The 10435-nt window shown below is 73.9% G+C and carries 11 protein-coding genes; 8 read left to right on the top strand and 3 right to left on the bottom strand.

Going from position 1 to position 10435, the window contains the following annotated elements; translation table 11 throughout:
* Together ACFV5N_RS18310 and ACFV5N_RS18315 are read left to right on the top strand one after the other, a co-directional pair.
* A partial coding sequence (locus ACFV5N_RS18310; protein WP_385600665.1) for a LuxR C-terminal-related transcriptional regulator occupies positions 1-585 on the top strand: 585 nt, incomplete at its 5' end.
* A gap of 2 nt (positions 586-587) precedes the next feature.
* On the top strand, positions 588-1313 hold the full coding sequence (locus ACFV5N_RS18315) for a 4'-phosphopantetheinyl transferase family protein (protein WP_385600668.1): 726 nt from the start codon (positions 588-590) through the stop codon (positions 1311-1313).
* 47 nt (positions 1314-1360) lie between these two features.
* Here the strand turns inward: ACFV5N_RS18315 and ACFV5N_RS18320 are convergent, their stop codons facing one another.
* The 3 genes from ACFV5N_RS18320 to ACFV5N_RS18330 are packed head-to-tail and all read right to left on the bottom strand — an operon-like array spanning position 1361 to position 4699.
* The gene (locus ACFV5N_RS18320; protein ID WP_385600671.1) at positions 1361-2377 is read right to left on the bottom strand and encodes a 3-oxoacyl-ACP synthase III family protein; all 1017 of its coding nucleotides are present in this window, start codon (positions 2375-2377) and stop codon (positions 1361-1363) included.
* Positions 2374-2970, bottom strand: coding sequence for an SRPBCC family protein (locus tag ACFV5N_RS18325; protein WP_385600674.1), 597 nt, complete (start codon positions 2968-2970; stop codon positions 2374-2376). The genes ACFV5N_RS18320 and ACFV5N_RS18325 overlap by 4 nt, the downstream gene beginning before the upstream one ends.
* Before the next feature lie 7 nt (positions 2971-2977).
* Entirely contained in the window at positions 2978-4699 is a 1722-nt protein-coding gene (locus ACFV5N_RS18330) for a thiamine pyrophosphate-binding protein (protein ID WP_385600676.1), read from the bottom strand.
* Between the two features lie 204 nt (positions 4700-4903).
* Between ACFV5N_RS18330 and ACFV5N_RS18335 the strand changes: the two genes are divergently transcribed.
* The 6 genes from ACFV5N_RS18335 to ACFV5N_RS18360 are packed head-to-tail and all read left to right on the top strand — an operon-like array spanning position 4904 to position 10427.
* Positions 4904-5155, top strand: coding sequence for an acyl carrier protein (locus ACFV5N_RS18335; RefSeq protein ID WP_019432768.1), 252 nt, complete (start codon positions 4904-4906; stop codon positions 5153-5155).
* Positions 5152-6063, top strand: a complete 912-nt coding sequence (locus ACFV5N_RS18340; protein ID WP_385600678.1) for a class I SAM-dependent methyltransferase — start codon at positions 5152-5154, stop codon at positions 6061-6063. Before ACFV5N_RS18335 ends, ACFV5N_RS18340 begins: the two co-directional genes overlap by 4 nt.
* Position 6064: 1 nt before the next feature.
* Positions 6065-7393, top strand: a complete 1329-nt coding sequence (locus tag ACFV5N_RS18345; RefSeq protein WP_385600681.1) for an FAD-dependent oxidoreductase — start codon at positions 6065-6067, stop codon at positions 7391-7393.
* The gene (locus ACFV5N_RS18350) at positions 7390-8397 is read left to right on the top strand and encodes an SDR family oxidoreductase (RefSeq protein WP_385600684.1); all 1008 of its coding nucleotides are present in this window, start codon (positions 7390-7392) and stop codon (positions 8395-8397) included. Before ACFV5N_RS18345 ends, ACFV5N_RS18350 begins: the two co-directional genes overlap by 4 nt.
* Before the next feature lie 3 nt (positions 8398-8400).
* Positions 8401-9375: an SDR family NAD(P)-dependent oxidoreductase gene (locus ACFV5N_RS18355; protein WP_385600687.1), complete on the top strand. Its 975-nt coding sequence runs from the start codon at positions 8401-8403 to the stop codon at positions 9373-9375.
* 44 nt (positions 9376-9419) lie between these two features.
* Positions 9420-10427 (top strand): acyl-CoA desaturase, encoded by a 1008-nt coding sequence (locus ACFV5N_RS18360; protein ID WP_176127993.1) that lies wholly within the window; start codon positions 9420-9422, stop codon positions 10425-10427.
* Positions 10428-10435 lie beyond the last annotated feature (8 nt).

Here is a 10435-nt window from a genome sequence, read left to right on the forward strand (position 1 = left end):
GAGTACGCCGCGCAACTGGAGGAGAGCGCCGAATACGCCGCCCCCCCCGGCGGCCCGCCCGCGCGTGGCCCGGCCGCCGCCGCGCTGCTCACCCTGGCCCGGCTGGCCGCCCGTACCGGCGACCCCGACCGGGCGGCGAACGCCCTGCGCCGCGCCATCGCCCTGAGCGGACGGGCCGAGGCGGGCTTCCCGTACCAGGCCGAGGACGTGCTCGCCGCCCTCCAGGACGCCCGGCGGGCGGCCCCGGGGCCGCAGCCCGCGCCCATGACCCTGGCCCTGCCCGCACCCGTCGCCGTACCCGTGCCGGTGCCCCTGGTCCTGCCCGAGCCACCCCCGGCCCAGGCCCCGGACTCGGCCCCGGCGCCCCGGGACGCGGTCCCCGCGGTGCTGCCCGGCGACGGACTCACCCCGCGCCAGCACGAGGTGGCCCTGCTGGTCGCCAAGGGCCTCACCAACCGTCAGATCAGCCGGGAACTGGAGATCTCCGAATGGACCGTCGTCAACCATCTGCGGCAGGTCATGCGCAAGCTCGGCTGCCCCTCGCGCGTTCACGTGGCCCGCATCCTGGGGCAGCGCGCCGGCTGACCGTGCCCGGGCTGCGGTGCGCGGTCTGGCTCGGCCACGCCCCGGCGGCGCCCCGCCCGGACGTGGACGGCGCCCTGCTGGACGGGACGGAACGGGCCCGCGCCCACCGCATCGCCGACCCGGCCGCCCGCGCCCACTACATCGCCGCCCGGGCCGGCATCCGCCGCACCCTGGGCGCCGCGCTCGGCACCGCGCCCGACCGGCTCGCCTGGGGCCGCGCCCCGTGCCCCGGCTGCGGCAGCGAGCGGCACGGGCCGCCCGTCCTGCTGGGCCGGGAGCGCCGGTTGTGGCTGAGCGTGTCCCGCTCCGGCCCCTGGTGGCTGCTGGCGCTGTCGGCCACGGGGCCGGTCGGGGTCGATGTGGAGGAGGCGGCCGGCGACACACCGGGCGGCGGCGTCGGGCCCGCCGTGCTGCGGCGCTGCTTCAGCGCCGCCGAGCGGGAGCGGATCGCGGGCCTCCCGGCGGCGTGGCGGCAGCGCGAGGCGCTGCGCGGCTGGGTGCGCAAGGAAGCGGTCGGCAAGGTGCTGGGCACCGGGACGGCCGCTGGGCTGCACGCCATCGAGGTGCTGGCCGGCGCCTGGCCGGCCGGGCACCGGGCGGGCACCGTCCGGCCGCCGGGCGGCGGGCGCTGGCCGGTGGCCGAACTCCCGCTGGGCCGCGCGCTGGTGGCCGCCGTCGCCGGCCCGGGCGACGCCGTGAGCGGGGGTGACGGCACCGGCCGGACGTAGGCACACCGGGGCCCGGCGCGGGTGCGGCCGCACCGGGCCCCGGATCCTCACGCGGCGGCCCGCCACCGGACGGCCGCCGCCCCGGCGAAGTCACCGGCGTGCGCGAACCCGGCCAGCATCAGCAGCGAGCCGTCCCTGATCCGGCCCTCCCGCAGCCCGTGGTCCAGGGTCACCGGAACCGCCGCGCCGAACAGGTTCCCGAACCGGTCGTAGGTGTCCAGGTGCCGGTCCGGCTTGATGTCCAGCCGCTCCTGCCACTTGCGCAGGAACACCCGGTTCGGCTGGTTGGTGATCAGCGTGTCCAGGTCCCCCGGTTCGATGTCGAGCCGGTCGCACACCGCGCGCACCGTCTCGGGCACCAGCCGGTTGCCGCGCTCGACGATGTCGGCGATCTTGCCGGGCGTGAACCCGACGTGCACCTGGGACTCGCCCGGCTCCCAGTACTTGCGGCCGTCCGCGAGCGTCAGCCCGCAGTCCTTGGCGTACTCGCCCAGGTTGCGGGTCTCGATCGCCAGCACCGGGGACTCCTCGGAGGCGGCGACGTAGGCGACACCGCAGCCGTCGCCCGGCACCACCGCCTCGGGCAGCTTGCGCACCTCCGACTGGGTCATGACGTTCCCGGCGCAGTTCTGCACGTTGCACAGCAGCGCGGCGCGCGCCTGCCCGCTGCCGATCAGCACCCGGGCCAGCCGCAGCATGTGGATGAACGAGGCGCAGCCGCCGTTGTGCGCGTCCAGCACCCAGTCGGGGCGCAGCCCGAGCCGGTGGCTGACCTCCGCCCCGGCGCCGGTGATCGGCAGATCGGGCAGCAGGACGTTGGTGAGCACCACGTCGATCTGGGACGCCTCGCGCGGCCCGATGCGGTCCAGCAGGACGCGGGCGGCCTTCTCGATCATGTCGGCCGCGCTCTCGTCGCGGTCCACGTGGTGCCGGAAGGCGGGCGCGCCGAACATGGTGCTGTCGGCCAGCGGGCTGTCCGGGTCCTGGTGGTCGAGGAAGTACTGGGTGGGCACCTTGCGGGGCGGGAGGTAGGAGGCGACCTCCAGCAGGCTGACGGTTTTCACGCGGCGCCGCCCCCGTGCCGGTGCTCCAGGATGCGCTTGAGGTTCTGGAGTTCGAGGGCGTGCGCGGCGGCGAAGATGTCCCAGAAGTCGCCGACCCAGGGCCGCTCGGGGGCGGGGGACAGCTCGGGGAACGGGTTCTTGTCGTAGTACGGGTGGCGGCTGTTGGTCCACAGCACGACGGAGCCGGGCTTGCCGAGGACGGTCCGCGCGTCGACGATCCGGTGCAGGTACACCATCCACAGCTCCTCGCCCTGGTCCCAGGCGCAGTGCATGTCGACGGTGAGCGCGGACGGGTCGGACTCGACCCGCATGAAGATCCTGGTGTCGGGGTGCGCGAGCGGGTCCCGGCCCTCGTACAGGCCCGGCTTGCCCTCGACGGGCCGGAAGGCGCGGGTGCTGTAGGTGAACTCGTCGAGGTTGCGGATGTCGCTGAGGTAGGCGTGCACGGCCTGCGGCGGGGCGTCGATGTACTCCTCGACGGTGACGAACGGGGAGGGGCCCGGGGTGTAGGAGGCGGCGAGGCCGATGGCCTGCTCCTGCGGGGTGTTCTCGATCCGGATCAGGCCGGGGATGTCGTCGATGCTGCTGGACATGGCGGTCCTATCTGTGGGTGTGGAACGGCCGGAACGGCGGTACCTGGTGCGGGTCGGTGTCGATGGAGATCAGGACGGGGCGTCCGTCCGGCGGCTCGGCCAGCGCCCGGTCGAGTGCGGCGGCGTCGGCCGCGTGCAGCGCCCGCACCCCGGGGAACAGGGCGGCGACCCCGGCGCCGATGCGGGCGGGCCGGAAGAGGTTGTAGGTGTAGTCGCCGGAGAAGAACACCTGCTCGCGGGTGTGGCACATGGCGTGCGCGTTGTTGTTGACGATCAGGAACGTGATGGGCAGGCCGAGTTCGGCGGCGGTGTGGATCTCCATGCCGTGCATGTAGAACGCGCCGTCCCCGGCGACGACGTACGTGGGCGCCCCGGTGGCGAGCGCGGCCCCGATCCCGGCGCCGAAGCTGTGGCCCATGCCGCCCATGCCGAGCGCGGTGATGAACCGGCCCTTGGCCGGGGCGGGCACCTGGTGGACGGTGGTGGCGCCGGTGTTCCCGGCATCGACGACGAGCTGGGCGGTGTCGGGAAGACGGCGGGCGAGGACGCCGAGGGCGGTGGGCAGGTCGAGCGGCGCGCCGTCCGGCGGGGCGGGTACGGCGGTGGCCGCCGCCGTTCTCGGCAGCGCCGCTGACGCCGGGGCGCCCGCAGACGCCGACGCCGACGCCGCCGCGCCTCCTGCCGCCCGCAACGCGCCCGCCAGCGTGTCCAGTTCCGCCGCGATCGGGCCGGTCAGCCGGATCAGCCGCGGGTGGTCCTCCGGCAGCAGCGGTGCCGTGCCGCCGTCCACGCTCACCACCGGGACGCCGGCCAGCCGCGCGCGCAGCGCGCCGCCCGCCAGCTGCGGCAACTGGTTGCCGGCCAGCACCACGGCCGCCGCCGCCTCGATCCGCCGGTCCGTCTCCGGCACCCCGGAGGGCCCGAGCACGCCCAGGCAGCGCGGATCGCCGTTGTCGAAGACGTCCTTGGCGTCCGGCGCCACCGCCACCGGCGCGTCCAGCGCCGAGGCCAGGGCGGCCAGTTCGTCCCGGGCGTCCGCCCGGATCACCCCGGGGCCCGCCAGCACGACGACCTCGCCCTCTGCCGCCGCACGGGCCAGGACGCGCACCGCCTCCCGGCGGGTCCGCTCCGGGGAGAGCGGACGTCCGGGCACCTCGACCGGGCCCGGGCCGCCTCCCGCCGCGGCGTCCGCACCGAGTACCGCCTGCTGCACATCCTTCGGCAGCAGCAGAACGGCCGGTCCCGGCCCCGTCAGCGCGGCCGTCCACGCGCGCGGCAGCAGCGTCACGATCTCACCGGGCTCCCGCACCCGGGCGCAGAAGACGCCGATCTCCGCGAACAGCCGCTCCGCGTCCATCGTGCCGGCCGCGCCGGAGGTCTCCTGGAAGGAGCCGGTGCCGTCGAGTGCCGCCGGGGGCTGGCCGATCAGAGCCAGTGCCGGGACCCGCGAGGCGCGCAGCTCCGCGAGCCCCGGCACCAGGTTCATCGCCCCGGCGCCCGAGGTGGCGGCGACCGCCGCCGGGCGGCCGCAGGCGCGGTGGTAGCCGTCGGCCATCGTCGCGGCCGAGAACTCGTGCTTGGCCACCAGGGCCCGCAGCGGCGCCCCGGCCGACTGCACCGCGTCGTAAAGATCCTCGATATTCGCTCCGTCCACTCCGAACACATCGTGCACTCCCTGATTCCTCAGGAAAGCGACGATGTAATCAACCGTGCGCGATGAGTGACCCATGATGGTGGCCCGATCCGGGAAGTCGTGGTGCGGGGGTCAGGACTTTCTATGCCGCGCGCCAACTCCCCGCCACCCGCAGCAACTTGCCATCCATGGCAGGGCGCGGGCCCTGGCAGATTGCTGCTAGCGGATTGCCATGCCGCCGCCCGCCGCCGCCGACCTAGGGTGTGGTCCTCCATCCACCGGACAGCCAGGGAGTTCCCGATGGTCACCGTTTCCATGGTCTGCGATCTCATGGCGAAGAAGCTGGGCGCCAAGGCGGCCCAGCACACGCTCAACGCCGATACGGAATTCGAAACCGTGGGCCTTTCCAGCCTCCAGATCGCCGATATCGTCTACGCGATCGAGGACGAGGTGGGCATCGAATTCGACCCCGGCCAGGCCGCCAATGTGAAGACGGTCGGCGACCTGGTCGAACTGGCCCGCGCCACGAAGCTCGGCAGCGTGGAGGCATGAGCGCCCCCGCCCCGGCGCCCGCGCCCGGCGCCGTCCGCAACCAGGGCGCCACCGCCGAGGCCATCCAGCACCACTACGACGTCTCCGACGCCTTCTACGCCCTGTGGCTGGACACCTCGCTCACCTACACCTGCGCGCTCTACCAGGAGCCGGCCGACCCGGCCGAGACCCTGGAGTGCGCCCAGCGCCGCAAGCTGGACCACCTCATCGAGCAGGCCGGGGCCGGCCGCGCCCGCCGGGTGCTGGACATCGGCTGCGGCTGGGGCAGCCTGCTGCGCCGGCTCGCCGAGGTGTATGAGGTACCGGAGGCGGTCGGGCTGACCCTGAGCGCGACCCAGGCCGCGCTGGTACGGGAGCAGGCGCCGCCCGGCGTCGAGGTGCGGCTCGAACCCTGGCAGGAGCACCGCCCCGAGGGGGGCGGCTACGACGCCATCATCTCCATCGGCGCCTTCGAGCACTTCGCCGCGCCCGGCCTGCCGCGCGCCGAACGGGTCGCCGCCTACCGGGAGTTCTTCGAGCGGTGCGCCGGCTGGCTGCCGCCGGGCGGCCGGCTCGCGCTCCAGACCAATGTCAAGGGAAACAACGTCGTCATGGACCGGGCCACGGTCCGCGACCAGCTGTTCATCATGGACATGATTTTCCCGGAGTCGGAAATCCCCGCCCTCTCCGAAGTGATCCACGGCGCCGAGCGGCGATTCGACGTCGTCTCGCTCCGCAACGACGCCCCGCACTACAGCCGCACCCTGCGCGCATGGCACCGCCGCCTCACCGCCCGCCGCACCGAGGCGATCGCGCTCGTCGGCGAGGAGACCACCGCGCATTACGAGCGCTATCTGCGCTCCGCCGCCGACCATTTCGACCGGCGCCATCTCGGACTCGCCCGCATCACCTTCGAAAAGGTGCGGTGACATGCGCCTGGACGAGCTGAAAAAGGTGGTCTACTGGCACGAGACCGCACCGGCCGAGCCCGGACCGCCACTGCGCGAGAACATCGACTGCGATGTCGCCGTCGTCGGCGGAGGCTACGCGGGCCTGTGGACCGCGCACTTCCTCCAGCAGGCCGAACCGGCCCTCGACATCCACGTCGTGGAGGCCGAACACTCCGGCTACGGCGCCTCCGGCCGCGCCGACGGCTTCGTCACCCCGACCATCGGCAAGGACATCCAGGCCCTGGTCGAGCGGTTCGGCGAGCGCCGCACCGCCGAGGCGTCCCAGGCCGTGGGCCGCTCCATCCTGGAGATCGGCCGCTTCCTGCGCCGCAACAGGATCGACGCCGACTGGGAGGCCAACGACTACCTGCTGGCCGCCACCAGCCCCGCCCAGCTCAAGCGGCTCGCCCACGACCGGGCGCTCGCCGCCCGGCTCAGCGGCGGCGCCGCGCCCGAACTCCTGGACGCCCGCGCCACCCGCGACATCATCGGCTCCCCGGCCCTCACCGGCGCGCTGCGCACCGGCGGCGCGCTGATCAACCCGTACAAGCTGGCCCGGGGCCTGGCCCGCGTCGTCCGCGAGCAGGGCGTCACGATCCACGACCGCACCCCGGCGCTGCGCGTGCGGCCCGGCGTCCGGCCCACCGTGCACACCCCCGGCGGCAAGATCACCGCCAACAAGGTCGTCCTGGCGGCCAACGCCCACCAGTTCACCTTCCCCGGCTTCCGCAACAAGGTCCTGCCGGTGTGGAGCTACGCCCTGGTCAGCGACCCGCTGACCGACGCCCAGCTGGGCCGGATCGCCTGGGCGGGCCGCGAGGGACTGGTCGAGGCCAAGACGTTCCTCACCTGCGCCCGCTTCACCGCCGACAACCGCGTGCTGTGGGCGGGCGGCCCGGTGCTGTACTTCGCCGGCCGCGACCTGCGCCGCCGCCGCATGAACGAGCCGCGCGCCTACCGCGAACTGCTCCGCGAGTTCCGGCGGTTTTTCCCGATGTGGGACGACGTACGGTTCCGCTACGCCTACGGCGGCACCATCGACATCACCCGCGACTTCGCCCCGCACTTCGGCACCCTGCCCGGCAACATCCTGTACGGGTACGGCTTCTGCGGCAACGGCATCTCCGCCACCCACACCGGCGGCAAGGTGCTGCGCGACCTCGTCCTCGGCAAGGACTCCGACTTCACCCGGCTGCTGTACGTGGACGGCCCCGGCCGCTCCCAGCCGTCCTTCCCGCCCGAGCCGCTGCTGGCGGCCGGCGTACGCGGCGTGACCCGGCTGATGGAGTGGCGGGAGGGCCGGTCATGAGCGCGCCCACCGTCCTGCTCACCGGCGCCGGCGGCGTCGTCGGCCAGTCGCTGCTGCGCGAGCCCGCCGACGTCCGGTTGATCGCCGCCGCCCGCGGCCCCATCGACGCCGGCCGCGCGGTGCGCACCGTGCACTGCGACCTCACCCGGGACCGGTTCGGCCTGGACGCCGGCACCTACCGGGTGCTGGCCGCCGAGGTCGATGTCGTCATCCACTCGGCCGGGCTCACCGAATGGGGCCTGCCCGCCGAACGGTACGAGCCGGTCAACATCGAAGGCACCCGCCGCGTCGCCGAGTTCGCCGAAACGGCCGGTGCCGCCGTGCACTTCATGTCCACCGCGTTCGTCGCCGCCCTGCTGCCCGGCGCGGCGGCCCCGCTGCCGGACACCAACATCACCGCCCCGTACGTCCGCTCCAAGCTCACCGCCGAACAGCTGTTGGCCAAGAGCGGCGTCCCGCACACCGTCTTCCGCCCCACCAACCTCATCGGCGACTCCCGCACCGGCTGGACCTCCCGTGGCCAGGTCGTCCAGCTGCTGTCGGACTGGATGTGCCGGGGCCGCGCCCCGTTCATCCTCGCCCACCCCGGCAACCGCACCGACATCGTGCCCCAGGACCTGCTCTCCAAGGCGGTGCTGCGCGCCATCGAACAGGGCGTGGACGAGGGCGAGTTCTGGGTCACCTACGGCCCGGAGGCGATGGACATGGAGACCACCCTCGCCGTGTGCGCCGAGCACGCCGCGAGCCTGGGCCGCACCCTGCCGCAGGTGCCCGTCGTGCACCCCGACAGCGAGCGCGGCCGGGACCTGTCCGGCCTCACCCCGCTCGCCCGCTCCTATCTGTCGGTGCTGCGCGACGTCAGCGAGGTCACCATGGCCTCCGGCGGCGTCCTGCCCACCTCCCTGCCCGAACTGCGCGCCCGCTTCGGGCTGCCCGACATCCGCGACACCGACGCCTACCTGCGCACCCTGCGGTACGCGTCGGCCCCCTCCGAAGGGAACTGACCCATGGCAGAAGGCGAAGGCCCCCGCCCGCCCCGGCTGGACGGCACCGTGGCCGTGGTGACCGGCGCCAGCCGCGGCGTGGGCCGCGGCATCGCGCTCGCGCTCGGCGCGGCCGGCGCCACCGTGTACGTCACCGGCCGCTCCTCCCGCACCGGCGACCGTACCGAGGGCCTGCCCGGCACCGTCGAGGACGTCGCCGAGGAGATCACCGCACGCGGCGGCACCGGCATCCCGGTGCGCTGCGACCACACCCGCGACGCCGACAACGAGGCGCTCGCCGGCCTGGTGCGCGAGCGGCACGGCCGGCTCGACCTGCTCGTCAACAACGCCTGGGCCGGCTACGAACGCTCCGCCGAAGTACGCTTCGACGCCCCGTTCTGGCAGCAGCCGATGTGGCGCTACGACCTGTGCGCCGCCTCGCTGCGCGCCCAGTACGACGTGACGCGGCTGCTCGTCCCGCTGATGCTGCCGCAGCGCGCCGGACTCGTCATCGGCATCGGCTTCACCGACGGCGACACCTACCTCGGGCAGGCCGCCTACGACGTGTTCAAGCACGGCTCCGACCGCCTGAACCGGGCCTTCGCCGCCGACCTGCGCAAACACGGGGTCACCGCGCTCGCCCTGCACCCCGGGTTCGTCCGCACCGAGCGGGTCGAGGCCGCCTGGGAGGCGCTGAGCGCCGGGCCCGCCGCCGTCCTGCACTCCGTGGAGTACGTGGGCCGCGCCGTCGCCCACCTCGCCGCCGACCCCGCCGTCGCCGAGCGGGCCGGCACCGTCCTCACCACCGGGGACCTGGCCGAGGAGTACGGCTTCGACGACGTGGACGGCCGCCGCCCGCCCGCCTTCCGGCTGGAGGGCCGGATGACGCTGGCCACCCGCATGGACCGGCTCAACCGCGTCGCGGCCGCCGCCACGGCCGCCGCCACCGGCACGTCCGCCGGATCCGCCGGATCCGCCGGATCCGCCGGAACCTCCTGAACCGGCACTCCCTGTCCGACCCGACCCGGAAAGGCACCTGACGCATGGACGGCAAGGAACACCGCTGGTTCATCCTGGCGGCGTCCATCATCCCCCTGATCGGGATCATCGCCGCGATGGTCCTGCTGTGGAACCGCATCTTCGGCTGGAGCGACCTCGCGGTCCTGGTGATCATGTACGTGATCTGCGGGTTCGGCGTCTCCACCGGCTACCACCGGATGCTCACCCACCGCTCCTTCGAGACGTACAAGCCGATCCGCTACACCCTGGCCACCTGGGGCGCCATGGCCGGCCAGGGCCCGCCCATCATCTGGGCCGCCCACCACCGCAGGCACCACCGCGTCGCCGACAAGGAAGGCGACCCGCACAGCCCGCACCTGGGCTTCGAACCCGGCGTCAAGGGCACCCTGGCCGGCGTCTGGCACGCCCACCTCGGCTGGCTCTTCGACACCGGGCTCACCTCCGACCCGCTGCGCTACTGCCCCGACCTGACCCGCGAGAAGCCGCTGCGCTGGATCAGCGAGAACTTCGTCCTCGTCGTCCTCGCCGGTATCGCCCTGCCCGGTCTGCTCGGCTTCGCCTTCACCGGCGGCGACTGGACGGCGCTGCTCACCGGCATGCTGTGGGGCGGCCTGGTGCGGCTGTTCCTCGTCAACCACCTCACGTACGCGGTGAACTCCATCGGCCACGTCTTCGGCCGCCGCCGCTTCACCACCACCGACGAGTCCCGCAACGTCGCCTGGCTCGCCATCCCCTCCTTCGGGGAGGCCTGGCACAACAACCACCACGCGTTCCCGCGCTCCGCCCGGCACGGCATGCGCTGGTACGAGGTGGACATCAGCGCCGTCTTCATCTGGAGCCTGGAGAAGACCCGGCTCGCCTGGAAGGTCGTCCGCATCGACACCGAGCGGCTGACCCTGCGCGAGGCCGGCATCTCCCGGGTCAGCGCGGCCGGCGCCGACCGGCAGCAACTGCTCGCCAGCCAGCAGGAGATCGTCCCGCTCGCGGAGCGCTCGGCCGACGCCAAGCCCTCCCTGGTGGACGTCGAGTAGCCGCCGTC

Source organism: Streptomyces sp. NPDC059853 (assembly GCF_042731495.1).
Taxonomy (GTDB): domain Bacteria; phylum Actinomycetota; class Actinomycetes; order Streptomycetales; family Streptomycetaceae; genus Streptomyces.